General features: G+C 58.9%; 19 protein-coding genes, 1 tRNA gene, 3 pseudogenes and 1 riboswitch. Of the genes and pseudogenes, 14 read left to right on the forward strand and 9 right to left on the reverse strand.

The window, feature by feature from the left end; genetic code table 11:
* Nucleotides 1–66 precede the first annotated feature (66 nt).
* From ACP8ML_RS00050 to ACP8ML_RS00085, 8 genes are all read left to right on the forward strand, one after another.
* The gene (locus ACP8ML_RS00050; protein WP_065672922.1) at nucleotides 67–1,074 is read left to right on the forward strand and encodes a LacI family DNA-binding transcriptional regulator; all 1,008 of its coding nucleotides are present in this window, start codon (nucleotides 67–69) and stop codon (nucleotides 1,072–1,074) included.
* Nucleotides 1,071–2,582 carry a sugar ABC transporter ATP-binding protein gene (locus tag ACP8ML_RS00055; protein WP_065672923.1) on the forward strand — a complete coding sequence of 504 codons (1,512 nt, stop codon included), beginning with the start codon at nucleotides 1,071–1,073 and terminating at the stop codon, nucleotides 2,580–2,582. Before ACP8ML_RS00050 ends, ACP8ML_RS00055 begins: the two co-directional genes overlap by 4 nt.
* 53 nt (nucleotides 2,583–2,635) lie before the next feature.
* Nucleotides 2,636–3,637, forward strand: coding sequence for an ABC transporter permease (locus tag ACP8ML_RS00060; protein WP_117188310.1), 1,002 nt, complete (start codon nucleotides 2,636–2,638; stop codon nucleotides 3,635–3,637).
* Between the two features lie 50 nt (nucleotides 3,638–3,687).
* Nucleotides 3,688–4,632 carry a D-ribose ABC transporter substrate-binding protein gene (locus ACP8ML_RS00065; protein WP_016666606.1) on the forward strand — a complete coding sequence of 315 codons (945 nt, stop codon included), beginning with the start codon at nucleotides 3,688–3,690 and terminating at the stop codon, nucleotides 4,630–4,632.
* Nucleotides 4,629–5,570 (forward strand): ribokinase, encoded by a 942-nt coding sequence (locus tag ACP8ML_RS00070; protein WP_065672924.1) that lies wholly within the window; start codon nucleotides 4,629–4,631, stop codon nucleotides 5,568–5,570. The genes ACP8ML_RS00065 and ACP8ML_RS00070 overlap by 4 nt, the downstream gene beginning before the upstream one ends.
* The gene (rbsD, locus tag ACP8ML_RS00075; RefSeq protein ID WP_117188308.1) at nucleotides 5,567–5,950 is read left to right on the forward strand and encodes a D-ribose pyranase; all 384 of its coding nucleotides are present in this window, start codon (nucleotides 5,567–5,569) and stop codon (nucleotides 5,948–5,950) included. Before ACP8ML_RS00070 ends, rbsD begins: the two co-directional genes overlap by 4 nt.
* A 94-nt stretch (nucleotides 5,951–6,044) precedes the next feature.
* A tRNA-Ile gene (locus ACP8ML_RS00080) sits at nucleotides 6,045–6,118 on the forward strand.
* Between the two features lie 227 nt (nucleotides 6,119–6,345).
* A riboswitch (guanidine-III (ykkC-III) riboswitch) is annotated at nucleotides 6,346–6,411 on the forward strand.
* 15 nt (nucleotides 6,412–6,426) lie between these two features.
* On the forward strand, nucleotides 6,427–6,741 hold the full coding sequence (locus ACP8ML_RS00085; protein ID WP_117188306.1) for a DMT family transporter: 315 nt from the start codon (nucleotides 6,427–6,429) through the stop codon (nucleotides 6,739–6,741).
* 109 nt (nucleotides 6,742–6,850) lie between these two features.
* Here ACP8ML_RS00085 and ACP8ML_RS00090 read toward each other — a convergent pair whose 3' ends face one another.
* The 6 genes from ACP8ML_RS00090 to ACP8ML_RS00115 all read right to left on the reverse strand — a co-directional run bounded on the left by ACP8ML_RS00090 (nucleotide 6,851) and on the right by ACP8ML_RS00115 (nucleotide 12,912).
* Nucleotides 6,851–7,885, reverse strand: coding sequence for an NAD(P)H-dependent glycerol-3-phosphate dehydrogenase (locus ACP8ML_RS00090; protein WP_065672927.1), 1,035 nt, complete (start codon nucleotides 7,883–7,885; stop codon nucleotides 6,851–6,853).
* 99 nt (nucleotides 7,886–7,984) lie between these two features.
* Complete coding sequence (locus ACP8ML_RS00095; protein WP_117188304.1) at nucleotides 7,985–9,553, reverse strand: xylulokinase; 1,569 nt, start codon at nucleotides 9,551–9,553, stop codon at nucleotides 7,985–7,987.
* Nucleotides 9,554–9,734: 181 nt separating this feature from the next.
* Nucleotides 9,735–10,211 carry a PTS sugar transporter subunit IIA gene (locus ACP8ML_RS00100; RefSeq protein WP_065672928.1) on the reverse strand — a complete coding sequence of 159 codons (477 nt, stop codon included), beginning with the start codon at nucleotides 10,209–10,211 and terminating at the stop codon, nucleotides 9,735–9,737.
* A 57-nt stretch (nucleotides 10,212–10,268) separates the two neighbouring features.
* Nucleotides 10,269–11,525 carry a PTS transporter subunit IIC gene (locus ACP8ML_RS00105; protein ID WP_065672929.1) on the reverse strand — a complete coding sequence of 419 codons (1,257 nt, stop codon included), beginning with the start codon at nucleotides 11,523–11,525 and terminating at the stop codon, nucleotides 10,269–10,271.
* Between the two features lie 20 nt (nucleotides 11,526–11,545).
* Nucleotides 11,546–11,848: a PTS sugar transporter subunit IIB gene (locus ACP8ML_RS00110; RefSeq protein ID WP_016666614.1), complete on the reverse strand. Its 303-nt coding sequence runs from the start codon at nucleotides 11,846–11,848 to the stop codon at nucleotides 11,546–11,548.
* 5 nt (nucleotides 11,849–11,853) lie between these two features.
* Nucleotides 11,854–12,912, reverse strand: coding sequence for an alcohol dehydrogenase catalytic domain-containing protein (locus ACP8ML_RS00115; RefSeq protein ID WP_081302589.1), 1,059 nt, complete (start codon nucleotides 12,910–12,912; stop codon nucleotides 11,854–11,856).
* 275 nt (nucleotides 12,913–13,187) lie between these two features.
* On the opposite strand from ACP8ML_RS00115, the gene ACP8ML_RS00120 reads away from it, so the two are divergent.
* On the forward strand, nucleotides 13,188–15,080 hold the full coding sequence (locus ACP8ML_RS00120; protein ID WP_065672930.1) for a BglG family transcription antiterminator: 1,893 nt from the start codon (nucleotides 13,188–13,190) through the stop codon (nucleotides 15,078–15,080).
* Between the two features lie 9 nt (nucleotides 15,081–15,089).
* Nucleotides 15,090–15,272 carry a hypothetical protein gene (locus ACP8ML_RS00125; protein WP_036975625.1) on the forward strand — a complete coding sequence of 61 codons (183 nt, stop codon included), beginning with the start codon at nucleotides 15,090–15,092 and terminating at the stop codon, nucleotides 15,270–15,272.
* A gap of 552 nt (nucleotides 15,273–15,824) precedes the next feature.
* Here the strand turns inward: ACP8ML_RS00125 and ACP8ML_RS00130 are convergent.
* Nucleotides 15,825–16,423, reverse strand: a pseudogene (locus ACP8ML_RS00130) (hypothetical protein).
* Nucleotides 16,417–16,681 (reverse strand): annotated as a pseudogene (locus ACP8ML_RS00135) (hypothetical protein); the annotation flags it as partial. The pseudogenes ACP8ML_RS00135 and ACP8ML_RS00130, both read right to left, overlap by 7 nt.
* Before the next feature lie 43 nt (nucleotides 16,682–16,724).
* On the opposite strand from ACP8ML_RS00135, the gene ACP8ML_RS00140 reads away from it, so the two are divergent.
* From ACP8ML_RS00140 to ACP8ML_RS00150, 3 genes are all read left to right on the forward strand, one after another.
* Nucleotides 16,725–16,886 (forward strand): hypothetical protein, encoded by a 162-nt coding sequence (locus ACP8ML_RS00140; protein WP_179856529.1) that lies wholly within the window; start codon nucleotides 16,725–16,727, stop codon nucleotides 16,884–16,886.
* Between the two features lie 152 nt (nucleotides 16,887–17,038).
* Nucleotides 17,039–18,502 (forward strand): amino acid ABC transporter substrate-binding protein/permease, encoded by a 1,464-nt coding sequence (locus ACP8ML_RS00145; protein WP_117188302.1) that lies wholly within the window; start codon nucleotides 17,039–17,041, stop codon nucleotides 18,500–18,502.
* Nucleotides 18,499–19,251 carry an amino acid ABC transporter ATP-binding protein gene (locus ACP8ML_RS00150; RefSeq protein WP_416241594.1) on the forward strand — a complete coding sequence of 251 codons (753 nt, stop codon included), beginning with the start codon at nucleotides 18,499–18,501 and terminating at the stop codon, nucleotides 19,249–19,251. The genes ACP8ML_RS00145 and ACP8ML_RS00150 overlap by 4 nt, the downstream gene beginning before the upstream one ends.
* 187 nt (nucleotides 19,252–19,438) lie before the next feature.
* On the opposite strand, the gene ACP8ML_RS00155 is transcribed toward ACP8ML_RS00150, so the two are convergent.
* Nucleotides 19,439–20,197 (reverse strand): DeoR/GlpR family DNA-binding transcription regulator, encoded by a 759-nt coding sequence (locus ACP8ML_RS00155; RefSeq protein ID WP_036975628.1) that lies wholly within the window; start codon nucleotides 20,195–20,197, stop codon nucleotides 19,439–19,441.
* 1,539 nt (nucleotides 20,198–21,736) lie between these two features.
* Between ACP8ML_RS00155 and hisC the strand changes: the two are divergent.
* Nucleotides 21,737–22,790, forward strand: a pseudogene (gene hisC, locus ACP8ML_RS00160) (histidinol-phosphate transaminase).
* Nucleotides 22,791–22,792 lie beyond the last annotated feature (2 nt).

Raw genomic sequence — 22,792 nt, forward strand, 5'->3', positions numbered from 1 at the left:
GTTTCCACGGGTGAGGTCGGGGACAGGCCCCGGCGACCTCGGACTCGACGATGAGAGGAGGGCAAGGTGGATCGCAAATCGACGATCAAGGACGTTGCCAAGCTGGCCGGTGTGTCCCTCGGGACAGCATCTCGCGTTCTCAATGGCAGTTCCGCGACCTCGGAAGCGTCGCGTACTGCAGTGCGCAAGGCGGCCAAGGAGCTCGGCTATCTGTCGAACGCTCATGCCAGGTCGCTGCGTTCGGCCCACACCGGCGTCATTGGTCTGGTCGTCCCGGACATTCGAAACCCGTACTTTGCCGAACTGGCATCAGTTGTGGAGAACGCCTGTCTGGCCCATGGCTGGGCCACCTTGCTGTGCAACGCCGACGAGTCCCCTGACCAGTTCAACCGATACGTCGACACCCTTCGTCGTCAGCGAGTCGACGGTGCGATCGTCACCCCGACCGGCTTGGGAGAGCATGCCGTCAAGGACCTGGTCGACGACGGGGTCCAGGTGGTCTGCGTGGACCGTGAGGTCGCGGGGTCGTCACTGCCCTCCGTCACCTCTGATCCGTGGAACGGAATGGGGGAGGCCGTCGATCACCTGTTGGAACGTGGGCACCGCAGGATCGGTTTCATCACCGGACCCCAACAGACGTCGACTGGTTTGGAGCGTTACCAGGCCTACTGCCAGCTGTTGGCCGAGCATGATGTCGACGTCGTCGATGACCTCGTGGTGGAAGGTGACTACCAGGAGGAATCGGGACGCGTCGGTGCCGGACAACTAATCGATCGCGGTGCCACCGCCGTCTTCGCCTCCGACTCGCTGATGTCGATGGGAGCCCTGCGAACCTGCCTCGACAGGGGAGTTCGCATCGGTGAAGACATCGACCTGGTCGGTTTCGACGACCTTCCGGTGTTCAGTCTCACCAATCCGGCCCTCACCGTCGTTGCCCAGGACATCGACGCCATGGGAAAGGTGGCCGTTGATCTGCTGGACCATGCCATGGCTGGTGAACCGACCAGCTCCGCTCGACTGGACACCCATCTCATCGTCAGGGCATCAACCCGAATGGTCAAGGAGGACCAGTGACAACATCGCCAGTACTTCGACTGGACCACGTCAGTAAGGCTTTTGGGCCCGTCAAGGTCATTGAGGACGTTTCCGTGGACGTCATCCCGGGCAGGGTGCGCGTTTTTCTCGGCGAGAACGGAGCCGGAAAGTCCACCCTCATCAAGATGATGAGCGGTATCTACCACCCAGACTCGGGATCCATCGTCATCGATGGCAACCCTGTTGACCTTCCCACCGTCAAGGCTGCTGAGGCCGAGGGCATCGCGACGATCCACCAGGAGCTCAGCCTCGTTCCACAGATGTCGGTGGCAGAGAACATCATGCTGGGACGTACTCCCAGCCGTGGTGGACTCGTCAGTTGGGGTCCGATGCGAGCCCAGGCCCGTGCCGCTCTGGAGCGGATTGGCCTGGACGTCTCCCCGGATCGGCTCGTCGGGTCGCTGAGTACTGCGCACCAGCAGCTTGTGGAGATCGCGAGAGCTCTCTCGATGGATGCCAGAGTGCTCATCCTCGACGAGCCCACCGCTGCCCTGACTCGCAAGGAGTCCGGTCAGCTCTTCGAGGTGATGGACGACCTCAAGGCCAAGGGCGTGGCGATGGTGTTCATCTCCCACCACCTCGACGAGATTCCGCGCGTTGGTGACGATGTGTCCGTGCTGCGCGACGGCATCCTCGTCGGTGAGGTTCCCGCCTCCACCACCGAGCGCGAGCTGGTCAAGATGATGGTAGGCCGTGACATTGACGACCAGTTCCCGCGCCACCGCGGTGAGGTCGGAGAGGTGCTGCTGTCAGTCAAGGGACTCAGTCGTGAAGGGGCATTCCAGGACGTCGAATTCGAGCTGCATGCCGGCGAGGTGGTGGGCCTGGCCGGCCTGGTGGGAGCCGGACGTACCGAAGTCCTGCGAGCCGTTGCCGGGGCTGACAAGTACGACTCCGGAACCGTCCGCGTTCATGGCAAGGAGCTTCCGGGCGGAAAGGTATCCCGCGCGATTGCCCATGGCATCGGCCACGTGCCTGAGGAGCGCAAGTCCCAGGGACTGGTCCTGGACGCCTCGGTCAACGAGAATCTCGGTTACGCGACCATGAAGTCGACCTCCCACGCCGGTCTGGTTGATCGATCTGGCCAGCGACGACGAGCCCAGGACGTCGCCGAGAAACTGCGGGTGCGGATGGCCGGTCTGGATCAGCCGGTGCGCAACCTGTCCGGTGGCAACCAGCAGAAGGTCGTCATCGGTCGCTGGATCCTCGCGGACTCGTCAATCCTGCTGCTCGACGAACCGACCCGAGGGGTCGACGTCGGTGCGAAGGTCGAGATCTACCAGCTCATCAACTCCGTCACCGAAGCCGGGGGAGCCGTCCTCATGGTGTCCAGCGAGTTGCCCGAGGTAATCGGGATGAGCGATCGAATCCTCGTCATGGCCCACGGACGGGCGATGGGGACCCTGGACGCCATGACGGCCACCGAGGATGCCGTCATGGAGTTGGCAGTGGCCTCCGTCGATCCCGTCGATGAAAAACCAGAATGACCATTTCTGAATCCGAAAAGTATTGAAGCAATGTCGTCTTGTCTCGATCGGCGATGATCGGGAAAGGAAATATCATCGTGACCACCGCAACAACAACCACCACTCAAAAACCGTCAGTCGGTAGGAGAATTGGTTCCTGGGCCCTCAATCATGGTGCCCTTGTCGGTCTCATCATTCTGTGTATTGCCCTGCTCATTGCCACCCCGGTGTTCCTCACCGTGCCGAACATCATCAATATCGGCATTCAGGCAGCCGTGGTGGCCATCATGGCCTTCGGCATGACCTTCGTCATCGTCACCTCCGGCATCGACCTGTCGGTCGGTTCCGTCGCCGCGCTGTCGGCCATGGTCTCGGCGTGGATGTTCTCCAACGTCGGTCTGCCGGGATGGCTCACCCTCATCATCGGCCTGCTCATCGGTCTCCTCGCCGGGGCCGCCTCCGGTCTGGCCATCGCCTACGGAAAGCTGCCGGCCTTCATCGCGACACTGGCCATGATGAGCGTCGCTCGTGGCCTGACTCTCGTCATATCCGGTGGAACACCGGTTGCCACCTCAGGTGCAGTGAACCACCTGGGCGCTGACCTGGGGCCGATCCCCGTTCCCGTCATCATGTTGGCCCTGGCTGGCGTGGTGTGCTGGTTCATCCTGTCGCGCACGGTGCTCGGCCGGTCCCTTTACGCCATCGGTGGCAACGAGGAGGCTGCCCGACTCTCCGGTATCCCGGTGCGTCGCATCCTCGTCGCCGTCTACGCTCTCGCCGGTCTGTTCGCTGGTCTGGCAGGTCTGGTTCTGGCTGGTCGACTGTCCTCGGCTCAGCCGCAGGCGGGTCTGGGATATGAGCTGGATGCCATCGCCGCCGTCGTCATTGGTGGCGCCTCCCTGTCGGGAGGTTCTGGAAAGGCGAGCGGTACGTTCATTGGCGCTGTTCTTCTGGCCGTCATTCGTAACGGTCTCAACATTCTCAACGTGTCCTCCTTCTGGCAGCAGGTCGTCATTGGCTGCGTCATTGCCCTGGCTGTCGGATTCGACGTCTTCAGGTCCAAGAAAGAATCCTGAGCACAACATTGGCAACTGAAAAACACTGTTGAAAAACGAAAGGTAGAACGATGAAGTTCAAAACTGCTCACAAGGTGCTCGCGACGGCGGTCGTCGCGACGATGGCCGCCACTGGTTTGGCGGGCTGCAACCGCGACGGCGGATCCGGATCGGCCGCCTCCGGGACGGTCGTGCTGGCCGTCTCCACCCAGACCAACCCCTTCTTCGTCCAGCTGGTTGACGGCGCCAAGAAGGAGGCCAAGGCCAAGGGGGTCAACCTCCAGGTCCAGGATGCCTCTGACGATGCCGCCACTCAGGCCAACCAGCTCGCCAACGCGGTGTCCACCGCAGCCAAGGTCGTCATCGTCAACCCGACCGACTCCGACGCCGTCGCCCCCTCGGTCAAGGCCCTCAACAAGGCCAAGATTCCGGTCATCACCGTCGACCGCAGCTCCTCCAGCGGTGACGTCGCCTCCTTCATCGCCTCTGACAACGTCGCCGGTGGCGTCGAGGCTGCCAAGGAGCTCGCCAAGATCATGGGCGACAAGGGCGAGATCATCCACCTGCAGGGAACCCCAGGAGCCTCGGCATCCCGCGACCGTGGCAAGGGATTCACCGGGGAGATCGCCAAGCACCCGGGCATCAGGGTGGTCGCCAAGCAGACCGCCAACTTCGATCGCTCCAAGGCCCTCGACGTGACGACCAACCTCATGCAGGCACACCCGAAGGCGGCTGGCATCTTCGCCGAGAATGACGAGATGGCCATCGGCGCCATCTCCGCTCTGGGATCGAAGGCTGGCAAGGGCGTCAAGATCGTCGGCTTCGACGGCACTGCTGACGGCATCAAGGCCGTCAAGACTGGAACCCTGGGAGCGACGATCGCCCAGCAGCCCGCTCTGCTCGGCAAGGCCGCGGTGGACCAGGCCGCCGACATTCTGGCCGGCAAGACGGTTTCCAAGACCACCCCGATCAAGGTGGTGCTGGTGACGAAGGACAACGCGAAGGACTACGAATGAGTGATCGATGCGTGACCGCATCCGGAAAGGTCGCCGTCGTCGGGTCGATCAATGCCGACATGAGAGTCGGTGTGGAGAGGTTCCCCGGGCCGGGGGAGACCCTGGCCGGGGGACAGGCCACCCTGACCCCCGGCGGTAAGGGAGCCAACCAGGCCCTCGCGGCGGCACGTTGCGGAGCCCAGGTGGAGATGGTTGGTGCTGTCGGGAACGACCCGACGGCTGAGACAGCCCTCTCCCTGCTCTCGGAGTGCGTCGGCCTCGACGGTGTGGTGCGTCGAGACATCCTGACGGGGACTGCCGTCGTCATGGTGGCCGATTCCGGGGAGAACTCGATCATCGTCATCGCGGCCGCCAACGGGTCGGTCGACGCTGCGAGCGTGCATGCGCAGGCCGAGAGGGTTGAGGGCGCTGACGTCGTGGTCTGCCAAGGGGAGATCCCGCGGGACGGGATAGCCGAGGCAGCTCGATGCGCCGAGCGGTTCGTGTTCAATCTGGCTCCGGTCATCAACGTTGACCCGGAGGTCATTCGGATGGCCGATCCACTGGTGGTCAACGAGCACGAAGCGGCCCTCGTCGCTGCCGCGCTGGGGTCGACGACACCTCGCCTCGAAGACGATCCTGACGCCGCCCTGCGCGAGTTGTTGGATCTGGGATGTCGCAGTGTCGTCATCACCCTGGGATCGGCCGGCTGCATCGTCGGCGGACCGGAAGGGTTCGATTCGGTGCCGGCAACGAAAACGGTGGCTGTCGACACGGTCGGTGCGGGTGACGCCTTCGTCGGTGCCTTGGCTGCTGAGCTGGCTCGCGGACGCAGCCTTGTCGAGGGCTGCCGTTTCGCCACTGCGGTGGCGACTCTGACGGTGACCAAACCAGGAGCACAGGCCTCCTACCCGAGCATTGGGGAGATCGAGAACATTCGCCAAGGGGATCAAGCATGAAGAAGAGCGGACTGCTCAACCCCCAGTTGTGTGCGGCGGTAGCCAGGTTGGGGCACACCCAGACCTTCGTCGTGGCAGACGCCGGGTTGCCGATTCCCGTGGACGTCCCGGTGGTTGATCTCGCGCTGGTGCTGGGAACTCCGAGGTTCCAGGAGGTTTTCGACGCCATCCTGGATGAGGTCGCCGTCGAGGGGGCTACGATCGCCACCGAGGCTGTCGGCCACGAGCCGGAAGAGTGGGTGAGGAATCGGATCGACGAGGTCAAAGCCGTCAGTCACGAAGACCTGAAGAAGGCACTTCCGAGTGTCTCCTTCGTAGTGCGAACCGGTGAGACGACGCCATACTCCAACGTCATCGTTCATTGTGGTGTGGCGTTCTAAGTGGAGCACGACACCTCGATTGGATCCCGACTTGCTCCGAACGTTAAGTATCCATTAGAGTCTTAACTCGCGGTCGGGAAACTGGTCGAGGTTCGGGCCTATAGCTCAGTCGGTTAGAGCGCCGCCCTGATAAGGCGGAGGTCACTGGTTCAAGTCCAGTTAGGCCCACCGAACAAAACCCCTTGGTGACAAGGGGTTTTGTTGCGTTTAGGGGAAAGTTTTAGGGGCTGTGTGCGTCGGTTCGTGCATCGAGTTGCACGCCCGGCGTGGTTGGTGGAAGACGCCCGTAGCTGCCAGGAGATGACGACGGTGACCTTGCCACCACTGGTTCGTGCTGATGTTGGCAGGAGGCCGGTGGGGGCCAGGTAGGGTGCCGCCCCCATTTGAGAGCATGGTCCTGCCCCCGATCAGCGGGACCCGGACGAGGGAGCCGTACCCGGACAGCGACAAGACGGCCTGAAAAGGTGGTTGCTGTCATGGCATGGCTGATTCTTGTGTTGTCCGGTTCCCTGGAGGCGGTGTGGGCCACCGCGATGGGTCGATCCGAGGGGTTCATCAAACTCGTCCCAAGCATCATCGTCGTTGTCGGGTGTGCTGCGAGCATGTTCGGCCTGGCGATGGCCATGAAGTCCCTTCCCGTCGGAACGGCTTATGCGGTGTGGGTCGGAATTGGGGCTGTCGTCACGGTCGCCTACGCGATGATCACCGGTGCCGAGCCGGTTTCGGTGGCCAAGATCCTGCTGCTGGGCGGGATCGTCGGCTGTGTCATTGGTCTCAAGCTCGTGGAGTGACGGATCGTCCTGCGTCGTCAAGGCTTGAAAGACAAACAAGTGCGGTGCGGATCGATGGATCCGCACCGCACCGCTGGAGTTGGAGAATTGTTGGGGTCGCAGATTCCTGTCAGGGCTTGACCGCAGCAGCGACGGCCTTGTAGACGTCGCCTGCCTCCCCGCGAAGGATGCGGGCCACCGTGTGCAGCAGCGGGACGGTCTCCTCGTCGACACCGAGCTGACCGGCGAATCGAACGGCCAGCGGAGCTGCCGGGTACCCCTCGACCGTCTGCTCGAGTTCATTCATGTTCTTCAGGGCGTCATCGGGGTGTTCCCCCTTGCCGAGGCGAACGCCGTACAGCTTGTTTCGGCCGGACAGACCGGTGACCTCGAGGTCTCCCACCCCGGCGAGGCCGTAGGGAGTCTCAGCATGACCACCGGCATGGTCGACGAGGATGGACATCTCCCGGACGGCCTGGGCAAAGGTCGCTGCCCTGAGGTTGTGACGCGGGATGCCGCTCGCCTCTCCCAGACCGTCAGCGATGCCCAGGGCAATGGCATAGACGTTCTTGAGGGCAGCACACAGCTCGACGCCGACCTCGTCGTCACTGGGACGAATGCCGTAGGTGGCGGTGGACGCATCAGCTGCCAGTCCCTTGGCGATGTCGAAGTCGGTGCAGGAGAAGGTCGTCGCCGTCACCTCTCCGGCAGCGCACTCATTGGCCTTGACAGGTCCACCGATGGCGACGATCGGGGGAAGGGAGACCCCCTTGTCAGCTGCGATGGCACGAATGGCGTCGGGCAGCAGTGTGATGCGTCCTTCGGGATTGGTCCAGAAGCCCTTGGCCGTCAGGCACAGAGCCCGCAGATCTCCGAGGTGTTCCAGCAGCATCTCGGTGACGCGCGGCAGGCCGTCAGAGGTGACGGCGATGTCAACGACGTCAGAGCCCTCAAGGGCCACCGCAAGCTCGTCGGAGCGATACGTCTTGATTCCGGGAGCTGCCTCAACCTTGATGCGGGGATGGGGCTCACCCTTCTCGATGCAGTCAAGGAGGTGGTCGTCCAGCCACGTTCCCCACAGGTGCACCTCCCATCCGGATTCGACGAGGGGCTTGCACAGCGCGGTGCCCATGGCTCCTGCGCCCAGAACGGTGAAAACTGGCATGTCGTGTCCTTCCTGTATTCGCTGTCGATCGCGAGGCGGACGGCGTTGTGGAAGATGTCGCGACTGGCACCTTCCACTCCACCGTAGGTTGGTCATGGCTCAGGACGAGACCTTGGGGGACTCGGGCTTGGTACTGGGGTATCTGTTGGCCAAGGTGTGCAGGTCTTCGAAGACTTCCTGGAGCTGCGGGTAGAGGCGATGCTGGACCTCGGCGATGTCCTTGTACTGCTCGTGCAGGGACATGTCGGGCTCCGTGGTGTCGCCGAAGTGGGCCATCGCCTTCGCCGATGCGGCGACGTCGTGGCTGCCGTGGGCCTCGATTCCGGCCATGGCAAGGACAGCGGCACCAAGGGCTGAGATCTCGTCCTCGACGCATGTTGTGATGGGGACACCTGCGGTGTCAGCCATGATCTGACGCCACAGCTTGGATCGAGTTCCGCCTCCCATGGCACGCAAGGTCGTGATGCGGACGCCGGTCTGTTTCTCGATGCAGTCCAGGTTGAAGCGCATCTCGAAGCCGATCGACTCGAGGATGGAGCGGTACATGTGCGCTCGGGAATGAGTTCCGCGCCAACCGACCACGGCTCCGCGGGCGACCGGATCCCAGTACGGCGACTGCACAGCGTTCCAGTACGGGAGGGTGATGAGGCCCTCACAGCCGGGCGGGATGGTGCTGGCGGCGGCGTCGAGCTCAGGGTCGGGCTCACCGAGGAGACGCGGATCACCGAGGGCCTCGCGGAACCATCCGGCCAGATAGGACCCGGACGACTGCAGCACCTCGAAGACGTACTCACCGGGAATTCCGGACACCAGGGTCCGTACCGCTGAGTCGTACTTGTAGGTGGGTGACTCGACGCCAGCGTTCACAGCGGTGCCAAGATTGAGGTAGGCAATGTCCGGGGTGATTGCGGCAGCGCCGATACCGGCTGCCTGACCGTCGCCAAGGCCCGCAATGACGGGAATCGGACCGTCCAGACCCCAGTCTGCGACGAGTTCTGGACGCAGATCCCCGATGACGTCGGCAGGAGGAACCAAATCAGCCATCTGATCGCGACGGACGCCAGCGATCTCGAGGAGTTCGTCCGCCCAGGTGCGTGATTCGATGTCGAAGAGGCCGAGGGAATCGGCGGATGCCTCGGATGTCGCCCACCTGCCGGTGAGGTTGAAGCAGATGTAGCCACCGACGTCGATGACCTTGTCGGCCTGGGCGAAGGCGTCCGGCTCATACTGCTTGAGCCATGCCATCTTGTAGATGGCGGGCGTGACGCCTGCCGGCTTTCCGGACAGTTGGTGGACGCGATCCGTGCCATAGGCGCGGATCTGCTCGGTGGCCCGGCCGTCCAGCCACAAGATGCCGTTGCGCAACGGCGTGCCGTCGGCCTTGAACGGCGCGAAAGACTCTCGCTGCTGCGTCACACCAATGGCGCTGACGCGGGATCGGTCTGCGGGGCTGAGGCCGGAGATGACTTCGCCGATTGTGTCCCGCGAGGTCTCCCACCAGCGGATGGGATTGTGCTCGTACTGATCCATCGCCGGGGTGCGCAACTGGATGGGCCGCTTGGCGGTGCCCAGCACGTTGCCGTCGACATCGACGACGATGGCCTTCGTGGAGGTCGTTGATGAATCGATGGCGATGACGAGGGGTCCGTCAGTGCTCTTGTTGTTCATGCTTCAGCCTTTCCAAAAACAACTGCTACGACGAAGTCGTCTTGGTGATCCCCACCATATGTCAAAACAATCAGGATCGAATGTGAATACAGTGCGACGTCATGTGTGATACAAGCTCATTCTTTTTCGCGGCATGATGTCGCGCTGCATAATCTGATATGCAATTCAGTGTCAGCTGTCGTCAGGCGGCCTCGGTATCAGAAGGTATCATCGCCCTGACGAGGGAAACAATCTCTTCTGGTTCAGCAGCGTTCCTGATCGTTTTCATGAGATCGCCATCTTGAATGGATTTCACGATGTTCTGAAGCATGCTCAGATGATCATCCGCATTCGACAATGCCATGAGAATGACGACGGAAACCGAAACCTCATCCTCCTCTGACCCACCCATCTGACCGAAGAGCACCGGAGTGCGCAAGGTCGTGACTGCCAAGGCGTCCCGCGTCACGTACTGAGGATCCGTGTGCGGGATGGCCACGCCGCCACTGATGGGAAGGCCTGTCGGATAATTCTCCTCTCGTTTCAACAAAGCTTCTAGGAATCCCGCATTGGTCACCCCAGACTCATCAAGTTGGTGAGCCATGGCTGTCAGGACCTGATCACGGTCAGCAGCCTCAGCATTCACATTTGTAAGCTCGGTGTTCAGAAGTACGCTCATATTGTCACTGCTTTCACAGGCTCGGAAATAGCCGCGGGGATACTGTGCTCCGTCAGATCAGAACATCCGGTGGATGAGCGAGATGATGACGTTGGGAAGGTTGTAACCGAAGAATGCATCAGTCACAGAGCCGGAAACCTGAACGCCGGTGGCATGCATCATCGCAGTGGCCTCTGGTGCGAAGAAGCTCGCGCCCCACTCAACGAAGAACATGTAGATCGCCCCGATGATGAGGGAACGGAACATGTTTCCGTTGCAGGCCAGACAGATCATCGGCATCATGTAGACGATCACGGTGAGCATGCCGACCGGGAAGTAGTTCATACCCGGGATGATGAATGCGAAGGCAATACACAGCGGGATCATCAGAACGGTGATGGTGATTGCCGCCGGGTCACCGAGCGCCAGAGCGACGTCCATGCCGATGTTGAGCTCGCGCTCGCTGCCGTCCTTGTTCTTTCCGAGGTGACGCTTCATGAAGGTCTTCGCACCTTCACCCACCGTTGACAGGCCCTCCATCATGACCGAGACCATCCGAGGTAGGAGCACCAGAACGGTGGCGATTCCCATACCCATGACGAGGACTCCCTGCCAAGGCTGACGAGTCATGAGCCCCAGGAAGATGCCGACAATAAGGCCGATGAAGGCGGTGTCGCCGAAGAATCCGAGCTTGTCCCCGACCTTCTCCATGGAGATGTCAATCTTGCGCACTCCGGGGATCTTGTCGATGACCCAGTTCAGTGCGATCGCGATGGGCCATGCCGACGTGATGTAGGAAAGGGTCGAGCATGTCGTTCCTGTGAGACCGTAGTATTCCTGCCACTTTGGCGCGACACGCTGGGCGACGATGAGGTCAATGACCGAAAGGACGAGGACGACAGCCAGGCCGATCCAGGCGTTGTTCGTCAGTGCGTAGGCCAGAGTTCCGGGCACTAGGAAGTGGATGAAGTTCCAGATGTCGACGTTGAGTACGTTCGTCATCTTCGCGAGAATCATGACGACGTTTATCAGGACGACAAGAAGGATGGCAGGGGCAGCGAACGGCACTCCGAATGAGGCCGCACCGACAGCCGCCCAGCCGACGTCAACGGTCGTGAATCCTCCACCCATGTGCCGGTAGTAATCCACTGCCGGCTGCACGGACGTCATGAGGAATCCGATGACGAGGGAAAGCCCGGAGAATCCGATACCGATCATCAGACCGGCCTTGAGGGATTTACCGAAAGGCATCCTGAAGATCAGGCAGAGAATCAGCATCACGATCGGCAGGATGACCACAGCGCCGATGTCGAGAATGCCCTTGATGATTGACATGATGGGGTGCTCCTATGGGGTCATGACTGGTTCAAGACATCTCGACACGTGGAGATGATCTCTTCTGCCAACGCGTCTTCGTTGATGCCGGAGATGAGTCCGAAAACCTGAATTACGGGCTTGTTCAACGGTTTCCCGTAACGGGTTGTCAGCATGATGACATCGACACCGTCCTGGAGAACTGGTAGCTGTCCCACCGTCCCTTTCGTGATCTTCGCGGGAATTTTGGCGTCCCGCAGGATCTCCTTGACCTTTTCCTGGGCAACGGTTGACGTGGCAATTCCTGAGCCACATGCGATGAGAACCTTGACTTCACTTGCCATGGTTGTCACTTATCCTTTCCATCGGGTACGAGGACCACCTTCAGGGCCTCGCCGGTACGGGTGAGTTCGATTGCGTCGTTGATGCTGCTCAGGGGCAAGACGTTGGTGATGACCTTTTCGGCAGGGAATTTGTCGTCAATGGCGAGTTCGAACGCCTTTTGGACCTGAGTACTCGTCGCTCCGTAGTGACCGTAGATCCACATGCCCTTGTAATGAACGGAGTTTGAATCAAGACTGACGCAAGTCCCCTTGGGGACACCACCGAAGAAGACAGCGGTTCCGCCAGGACGAGTCATAGCGACGGCTTGTTGTTGGCCGAGGGTAGTCGGATTCGCAGAGATGGCTTTGTCCGCACCCAATCCATGCGTGAGATCCCGGACGGCCTCGATCGGATCAACATCGCTGGAGTCGATGATCGTGTCGACTCCGAAATCAAGGCCACGAGTTAGACGGTTCTTGTTGATGTCGATCAGGATGATTCGCGATGCTCCGCGCAACTTGCTCAGAATGGACAGGAATATGCCGACGGGGCCAGCTCCCAAGATTGCAACGGTGTCCCCGAGCCTGACGTTGATGTTCTCCACACACGAATATGCCGACGACAGGGGCTCGGCCAAGCTGGCACGGACCGGAGAAATTCCCTCGGGTACCCGGAATGTGGCACCGCGTTCGACACGCCTGTTGGTGTATGAGATGTACTCCGCGAAACCACCGGGGCGATCCACATAGTGTTCGACGTCCGTGCACAGGTTGCTCAGCCCCGAGCGGCAGTACTCGCATTTTAGACAGTGTGCCTCGGGGTAGACGTAGATTCTGTCGCCGACCTCGTATTCGTCCACGCCGTCGGCAGTTTCGCACACTGTACCCACGACCTCGTGCCCATAGATGAAGGGGTAGTCGCCCTTCCTAGAGTCCGTCGTGAGGTTCCGGATGTCTGAACCACACAGTCCTACTGCATCGACCCTCAGAACGAACCCGCCGGGTGGGCACGTGGGTTTCGGCACCTGCTCGACGCGGATGTCGCCAGGTCCATACATCAGTGCAGCGTTCATCATCTCGGCCATTGAGTAACCTCCTGTCTTCGCCGCAGTGCGATGTGGTGGTGCCGTTTTCATCCTCGGCACGGGGTCAGCGATGACCCTTCCTGGACGACAATGATGGTTGAGGTTGACGAGCATTTCATGCCCCATCGGTTCCAGGAGCACGGGTCAGATTTGTTGCCGTTCAGCGGGAAACTTTTCATTGCCAGTGCCGCGGCAAAACTTGAATTTCACCGAGCGAGGATATATGACATAATGTGTCTTTCCAGTGATGATACGTCGATGTCAGGTGTTTTCTGTTGATTCGTTTTTCACAGCGGCAGGCCTTGTTGCTGCAGCTGCTCAGCGAGGTCGATCACTCCATGAAAGGTACAGACCTCGCAGGGCTCCTTGGTGTCAGTACGAGGACGCTCAGATACGATATTGCGCGGATCAATGGTATTAGTCGAGAAAATATTATTGAATCAACGACGAACGGATATTCGGTGGAACGATCCGTGTACGCCGAGGTCGTTGCAAGGAACTCAGAGTTTTCAACTCAGCTCGAACACCACGAACGGATACTCCTGTATCTGCTCAGCACTTCCGACACCACGATCTATGACGTCATGCGTGATTGCTATCTCAGCGAGTCTGTCATAAAAGCGTCGCTGAAACGTTTGAAACCACAATTCGAAGACCATTCGTTGCACCTGTCAGTGAAGGGTTCGACGATTCATCTGGATGGTGACGAGGTTCATTTCCGTAATTTCTTGGGAAGCCTCGTGAATACGGCCATGGACGCTGTTGTTGGCCAGAATGACAGAGTGGCCAGGTATCTGCCAGATGTCAGACTGGGGGATATCGAGAACTTGGTCGTCGAAACATTGCGTGATCACTACTTGGAAATTGACGACATACGACTCAGCAACATGGTCGTGAACATCGCAATATGCGTACAACGGTACAATTTTCCGATCGAGGACGACGCGGCGACAGATCTGGTGATGAGTAACCAATCTGAGATGTTGTGCGATCAGTTTCTGGTTGGATTGCGGAAGTTGTACCCTGATCGGCCACTGTCATCCGCTGATGACGCCTACCTGAGGTCGATCATTGGTGCGACCCTCGGACTTGGTCATGGCGAACCTGATCATCACTCTGATTCCTGTGACACTTGCTTGACGGTGAGCAGGTGTCTGGATGACACGGTTGAACACTTCGGGTTGGTCATCGCGAAAGAGGAGCTGTACGGCAGTGTTTCGAAACATGTTGAACGACTCATGGCTCATGCTCCTTCAATGCCCTATTTTCGCAATACTCTGCGTGAGTCATTGAGATCACGGTCACCATTCCTCTATGACGCCGCCGTGTACTTGGCTGACAAGCTTTCGAGGCTGTTGGGAATTTTCTTCACGGATGACGAGATTGGACTTTTGGCTGTCTACATCGGACTTTATTCCGAACCTGCGCCGAATCCGAGTTTGGTTACGGCAGTGGTGGTCTGTCCGCGTTACCGGGCGCTCCGTGATCTTTTATTGGCCGGATTGGTCGACCATTTCGCGGATCGGATGAGAATTGTGGACATCGTTTCATCTGTCGCGGAAGCAGATACCTGTGATTGCGACATCGTGCTATCGACGACAGAGGAACCGTCGCACCGTCATACCTGTGTTCCCATTAGTGCGTTGATGTCGGATCTGGATCTGTCGGCGATCGATTCTGAACTCTTGAGGGCCGGTGAGAAGAAGTCGCGGGTTGCCACTGCCAGCGCAATGAAACGCTTTCTCGATCCCACATTATTTTTCACTGGGGGATCCTTCGATTCATGGCGTGAAACTCTCGACTTCATGTGTGAAGCAATGGAGAGAAATGGTATTGTTCCCGACGGCTTCAGGGAAAGTGTTTTTCTGAGAGAAGGGTACTCATCCACGGTCTTCTTCCGAAGGTTCGCGGTCCCACACGCGATGGACTTCCTGGCGTATGAGACCAAGATCGCGATCCTCATACCGTCAACTCCGATCGATTGGGAGACGTCGGATGTTAGTTTGGTTCTCCTGCTTGCTATTAATGAGGGGGACTATGATGATTTCGTGAGGTTCTATCAGCCGCTGATCCGTGTCCTTTACGATCAGGAATTGTTCACAGAATTACGGTCAATTTCGTCGTATCATGAATTCATGAAATTTCTTGACAAGCAAGTATCTATGTGACGCCTCTGGGTGAGTGACAAGGGTTGGGCGAGTACCGCCGAGGAAGAGGCAGCATTCGGAGTGCTACCCGAGGGGTCGAAGAAGGGGCGTCCTGGCCTGCACGGTCCTGACGGCCTCCCCCTCCACCTCTCCCAATTGGGAGTCGGTGTCATCTTCTTGCCGTGTTTCTTTGGCGCCGTCGCCTCAGCCTGAGCCGGCACGATCGTCACGCGGTGGAGAGCTTACGCACGATCCTTGGTGGAGCCGTGTTGATCTTCATAGGCCTACCAATGGTCATCAGCACTTACCTGTCGGTCACCCTCATCGGCGTGGTGATATTCACCTGCGGGCTCGTCATCGTGCACTCGGTGGCGTTCGGCTGGGTGGGCGCCTTGGCGCACGCTGATCGCGCTGAAGCTTCAATTATGTATGTGGCGTGTTGCTACCTGCGTCGGATACGTATCGGGCCTCGTATTTCATCACTTCGGGTGGTTCTTCCTGACGCTGTGGATGGAGGGAATATTCCTATTTTCGACAATCTTGGCTGCTATCGTCGCTGGGCAGTTGGCAATCACTGCGTTGGCTCTCATAGTGCCCTGACGTGCAGAATCCATAGGTAGGCGGAGCCTTATCCGGGCGTGCCAAGTATGTGAGAGACCGTCAAACTGTGATCGCATCCGAAAATTTAATGAACCCAGCAGAGGGAGAATCTGGGTATCGGGTTAGAAAACTCCCTCAATGACGATCTCGGTATGTGTGATGGATTCACCATGGTCGGATTCTTCGTTCGCCGGGGGTGGCGTGGATGTGTTGTGGTGGTTGTCTTTGGAAGAGGGTGATGAGGTCAAATAGTCAGCCTAGGGCTGTGATGTCGTCGGGCATGTGCCAGGTGTGGGTGAGGGGGAGATATCCACCGGCAGATATCGGTGCTGAGGGTCCATGTCATATCGATGTGTGTCGGGGTCTGGATTGAGGAGATCCCAGTAGTGGGGGTTGAAGTAGACGCATTCGACGTCGATGCTTTGGGGAGTGGATAACCCTATGAGCCGAAGGGCGTCGGCGAGGACGAGCATGGTTTTCATACCAGGTCTTCCGATGAGGTGACGTTCAGGATAGGAATCTAGGCACAGAGTGAGGTATTCCGTTTGGCTTGTGTCGGATTCAGCTACCCTGATGGGTTCTTCTATGAGATATTCCCGGTCTTCTAACTGGCGTTGGCAGAAGTATCCGGGGGATCGAGCTGATTCCATGAGGACTCGTAGTTAATCGGTGTCAGTGAATGCTCCGATGTTGTTGGGTGCGCGGTGGAGCGTTGTGCTGATGGCTACGTTGCCGATGATGCATGAGCGTTGTTCCTTTACCATGGTCGGAAGTTTAATATCAGGTCCTGTGAGTTGGGTCGATTGGGTGTGCCGATTGCGCCAATAATGTCCACGTCAACTTGGCCGTAAAACCATGCATGTGTTTGGTTGTTACAGGATACCGATCCTGCCAATATCTCCTCCAGTATCGACGATCGCTGGATTCTTCTTGTTTAGGAATCTTGTCCACTTGGATCCACTGTGGCCCCTTTTGACCCACAGATAAACCGTAACTCGGTCTTTTATTTCTTTGAAATCGCTATTTCTACCTTCCTGTCGCCCCAAATTCGAGTGCAAGATAAATATGCTCATCGCGGTGTTCGGCGGTACCGCTCCCTACATCATGTCGGCCTGGGCCAAGACTCCGAACAGGTTCGTCGTCTACGTCATCATCCTGTTGGTGATCTCGGCCCTGACAGTGCTCACCCTGCCCGAGACGAAGGGCAAGAACCCTGCACCACCATGAGCTCGCCTGATCAGCCGTCGGAATGGGCGAAGACACACTCGCTCGGGTTTTCCCGGGCGGGTGCGCCTTGTGGGACGAATGCGGGAAAGCTCCCGGCATCATTTACCATGCCCGCCATGACGCCACAGCGGCGTCAAGTTGGGAGAAACCGCATGATTCACGTGTCACAGCGGGTCAGACGTCTCATGAGTGTCATCGTGGCTAACTTCGTGGGCTTGGTGACCCTTGTGGGTCCCGGAATGGCCCAGGCACATGCCGACGACTCCTCGTCGGTCAAGGGCAAGACCTTCATCATTGCCACTGACACCACCTTCGCACCGTTTGAGTATCGTGACGCCTCCGGTGAGATGGTCGGTATCGACATGGACCTCATCCATGAGATTGCGACCCGTGAGGGATTCAAGGTTGACATCAAGGCGATTGGCTTCGACGCCGCCCTCCAAGCGGTTCAGGCGAAACAGGCCGACGCTGTGCTCTCGGGAATGACGATCACCGACGAGCGCAAGAAGATCTTCGACTTCTCGGATCCGTACTTCCAGTCCGGCGTGCAGATGGCCGTCAAGAAGGATTCGGACATTTCGGGATACGAGGGCCTCAAGGGCAAGACCGTGGTCGGTAAGACCGGCGCCGAGGGCTTGGCCTACGCCAAGTCCATCTCGAAGAAGTACGGATTCACCGTCAAGGCCCTGGACAAGGCCGACACCATGTACTCCGAGGTGCAGACCGGTAATGCAGCGGCTGTCTTCGACGACTACCCGGTACTGGCCTACGGCATCGCCCAGGGCAATGGCCTCAAGACCGTCACGCCCAAGGTGGCTGGCGGGTCCTACGGTTTCGCGGTCCTCAAGGGCAACAATGCCGCCCTCAAAGATGCCTTCAACAAGGGGTTGGCAGACGTCAAGGCTGATGGCACCTACGACAAGATCGTCGACAAGTACCTCAAGGCCTCCGACTCCGAGGCCGATCAATCCTTCTGGCAACTCTTCGTGAGCAGCTTCCCCGCCCTCATGAAGGGCCTGGGAATGACCTTGGCCGCCACCGCGCTGAGCTTGCTGTTCGCGTCGATCCTTGGCGTCATCTTCGGGTTCTGCAAGGTGTCCGGCATCGGGATTCTCAAGGCCATCGCGGCCATCTACGTCGACATCTTCCGAGGGACACCGTTGTTGGTCCAGGCCTTCTTCTTCTACTTCGGTCTACCTACGGTGACCGGGATCAAGATCGGCGTGCTGACGGCCGGCGTCCTGACCCTGTCCCTCAACGCTGGTGCCTACATGACCGAGATCGTTCGCGGCGGCATCCAGTCCGTTGATCCTGGGCAGATGGAGGCATCCCGGTCCCTGGGCCTGAACTGGATGCAGTCGATGCGCAAGGTCATCGTTCCGCAGGCGGTCAAGATCAGCACCCCGGCCGTCATCAACCAGTTCGTCATCAGCCTCAAGGACACCTCCCTGCTGGCTGTCATTGGATTCGCCGAGCTCACGTATCAGGGTCAGCAGATCATCGCCCGGAACTTCCGGTCCTTCGACATCTGGCTGATGGTCGGCATCATCTACTTCATCGTTATCTTCGCCCTGACGAAGCTGTCGAACTTCGTCGACAGAAAGGTGAACAAGTGACCACCGCAACTGCCTATGACGGCCCCATGATCGAGGTCATCGACCTGCGCAAGTCCTTCGGGGAGCTGGAGGTGCTCAAGGGCATCTCCGCCTCCATCACCAAGGGTGAGGTGCTGTCCATCATCGGCCCCTCCGGGTCCGGAAAGTCAACCTTCCTGCGCTGCCTTAACCTGCTGGAGGAGGTGACGAGCGGCACCGTCAAGGTCGAGGGACAGGACCTCACCGCCAAGGACACCGACATCAACAAGGTGCGTCAGAAGGTGGGAATGGTCTTCCAGCACTTCAACCTGTTCCCGAACATGACCGTCGCCGAGAACATCATGCTGGCCCCGGTGCAGCTCAAGAAGACCAACAAGAAAGAGGCTGCTGAGCGCGCCCATCGGATGCTGGAGCGGGTGCACATGGCCGACAAGGCCGACGCCCGGCCCTCTCAGCTATCGGGTGGTCAGAAGCAGCGCGTTGCGATTGCGCGTGCCCTGGCCATGGATCCCGACGTCATGCTCTTTGATGAGCCGACGTCGGCCCTTGACCCGGAGATGGTCGGTGAGGTCCTGGACGTCATGAGGGACCTTGCCGTGGGAGGTATGACGATGATCGTCGTCACCCACGAGATGGGATTCGCTCGTGAGGTGGCTGATCGGCTGATGTTCATGTCTGACGGGTACCTAGTGGAGGAAGGAGATCCCGTCGAGGTGCTCTCTAACCCGCAGAATGAAAGAACGAAGAACTTCCTTTCGAAAGTTCTTTGAGGCTAAACAGATGGTGGCGGCGTCCGTGGGGCGCCGCCACTTGTCGTCTCATGCCGCCGTGTGGCGAATGGGGTTGTGATCGTCGGTGCTGCCATCGCCGGTGGTTGCTGACGAAGGTGGAAACCGAAAATCCACTACCGTCATTGGTGACGGCGCGTTCAAGTCGGTTGTGGTGTTGCGCGGTGAATCAGTCGGCAATGTGGATGCTGGTTCCAGCCTGCCGGAAGGTCTCCACTGTTGTGTCGGGTGCCTCGGATGTCGTGACGAGATCATCAACATCCTCGATGTTCCCGAACCGGAAACTGGAGGTGCGGGTGAGTTTCTCGCCCGTGGCAGCAAGGGTCACGCGAGACGAGGTTGCGAGGATGGAGCGTTTGATCTGAGCGTCCTCATAGGTGGTGACAGTCAAGCCATGGGCTGCAGCGGCTGCACAGGTACCCACGATTGCCATGTCAGCTCGGAAATCGTGAAGGGCTTGTAGGCAGGCGGTAGCTTCGTAGCGAAAGGTTTCGGGCATGACGGTTCCGCCAGGGGTGACGACGGTGGCGGTTCCAGCATCAGCTAGCGGCAATGCTGAACGAAGAGACAGACACAATGCAGTAATGGGGCGATTACGTAAGGCTTCAGCGATGATCGCCATTGTTGAACCGTTGTCGAGGATGATCGCCATATCGTCCACGACCAGGTCATTGATCACTTTGGCGATCGCAACTTTGGCATCTGCATTTTCGGCTGCGCGCAGATGATATGGAAGTGGAGCCCCACGAAGATTTACCGATACAGCGCCACCATGCACTTTGCGCAGTTGGCCGTGCCCTTCTAGATCCGTCAGGTCACGGCGGATCGTTGCGGGAGAAGCTCCCGTGAGGTCGACCAGGGAGTCCACGGAGATTGGAGCTGGTCCCAACGCCCGGATGATCATTCGTTGACGAAGTAATCGTTGCACATGATGATTTCATCATGAATGCTGGTGACATGAGTCATCTAAGGCAGCCCATTTTGGCCGGTGTCGGCGCGATCTTGTTCGACGCTCGTCTCTCAGTTGCTGGATTTAACCCACCTAAGTTGGTCACTCTTGGAAATGTGCCGTTCGGTAAACCGGCACCCAATGGTTACCTTCGGGCTGCACGAGCGTGCGGCGTCAACCTGCTGAGGCCGTGGCGATGGACTGCTCTTGCGGCCGCACGAGCCGCCGGGGTTGTCGTCGTAGCGGTGGGCGGACGCACCGTGCTGACATAGTGTGCATCAGCCTTTGTGACGTACATCGGGTACTTGCTCATACATTTCGCCTACACTCCCCCAGATCGGCATCCCACGATGGATAGTGAAACCCTTCAGTCTTTTGGTGAACGCGCTGTACTAGCAGGAGAACACACGTGTGAACCTCCTCCGCGCGACGGCGCGCCTCGATGGCCCCTCAGCATTGTCATGATGCCCCCGCCAGATGCGGCAGAGACTGTGAGCGCTCTCACGCGAACCGCCATGGAGCTTGCCGGGTCACATCACCTGCGCAGTGGAGACGCTGGCTATGCCCACATTACTGTTCGAGCATTGGAGAACAGGCGTCGAGTGGCGTCGGATGACCCCTTCGCAATCCGTTGTGCTGCTGCTTTAGATCGCGCCTGCTCCAAGTATCCGCCGCTCTCAATGCGTTTGGGGCGAGTTGTCGTGACTCCTGGTGGCGTCCTCGCAACCTTGAGCCCTACGAGTCTTGATGCCGATCGCTTCCGGGGTTACGCAATCGGGGAAGAACTTGGCGTAGATGCTTTCAGAGAAGGTGTCGTCAGTAGTCGAGATCTCTGGTATGTGTCATTGCTACACTTCCGCGGGCGTATTAACCGTCCTGATGAACTTGTGGCGTGGACGCGGCACCGGCTAGCGCCTGCCGTCTGGACTTTCCATACTGCCAGCATATGTACGTACCACGTTACCGAGACTGCAATGCGACCTAACATAATTCATACAACTTCTTTCGCCCATGCATCATAAGCATCTCTTAAAGACGTAAATAAAAACTCCCCAAAATGTAACAGAAAACCCATAATGCTTAGCGAATTCTTGATGATTTCTATAGGGAATAGAGTGAGAATCACTGCAGATCTTGATCGAGGATAGGTTGTCCCTGTCCTCTGAAACGGTGCTGATTCGTGGCGACACTCTGGTCAGATTGGACGTCTTGATGAACTTACTGAGGCACGAGCTGATCTCGGCTTTGGTTTCGCGGTGAGTCGATAAGTCAACAAATGGCAGCATACCCCGGCTTGTGAGTCGCGTAATCGTCTTTACTGGCGAGTTCCTCGAGCTCCATATGGCTTCAGGGGGCTATTGGATGGATGAGTAGATAAGTTGGAAAAGAGTTTCCCTTTCGTGACGCGGAGTCGGTTATTCTTCGAAGCTTCCGGGAATGGTGCGCGCGCCTGGGGTGAGGGATCCTGATTGTCGTAGGCGTGTGAGAGAGTTCCGACAACATCGATTGGAGGATGACATGGCCAAGGATGTGACCCGACGCGACGTCGTGCGAGGGCTTCCCCTTTACCAGCAGGGCATCATTCCCGGTTCGGACGCTGTGAAGTTGTCGTCCAACGAGAACCCCTTTGGGCCGTTGCCGAGTGTCTATGAGGCCGTTTCTCGGACCTTGTCGGGGTTTAATCGATACCCGTCGATGGGTGCTGAAGAGGTGCGCGCTGCTATCGCAGACCATTTCGGCGTCGACATGCGTCAAGTCGCTGTGGGGGCAGGCTCCACTGAGGTCGCCGGACAGCTCATGCATGCCCGGGCGAGTGACGGTGACGAGATTATTTTCCCGTGGCGGTCTTTCGAGGCGTACCCGATTCTCACTCAGGTCGCCGGAGCCACACCTGTTCCAGTCCCATTAACCCCCGATTTGAGCCACGACCTTGACGCTATGGTCGCCGCGATCACCGAGCGCACCCGCGTGATTTTCCTGTGTACCAACAATCCCACCGGAACCGTCCTCCACATGGACGAGGTGAAACAGTTCCTCACGCAGGTGCCTGAAGATGTGGTCGTCGTCATGGATGAGGCCTATCGCCATTTCAACCGTGACGACGCCGCCGTTGATGGGTTTGCCCTTCTTGATGACTACCCCAATGTCGTCGTACTGCGCACCTTCTCTAAGGCCTACGGGCTGGCTGGGCTGCGTATCGGATTTGCCATCGCTAGCACCGACATTACTGACGACCTGCGTCGCGTCGCCACCCCGTTTACGGTGACCTCGCTAGCCCAACAGGCCGCCATTGCGTCCCTAGCCGCTCAATAAGAGGGTCCAGCAGATCGTGACTGAGCGCACCAGGATCTTCGCTGAACTTACCCGTCAAGGGTGGCCAGTCCGGCCCTCCCAGGCGAACTTCTTCTGGCTTGCCACCGGCGACGATACCGAGCGGATCGACGGAGTGTTGACGTCCCGGGGTGTCTTCGCGCGGTGTTGGAGTGGCGAGGGTATTCGTCTGTCGATCGGGTCTCCCATGGAGAATGATCGAGCGATCGAGGCACTCTCGCAGGCGATCGCCGAGGTTTAGAC

Source organism: Cutibacterium sp. LaCa_255 (assembly GCF_057458005.1).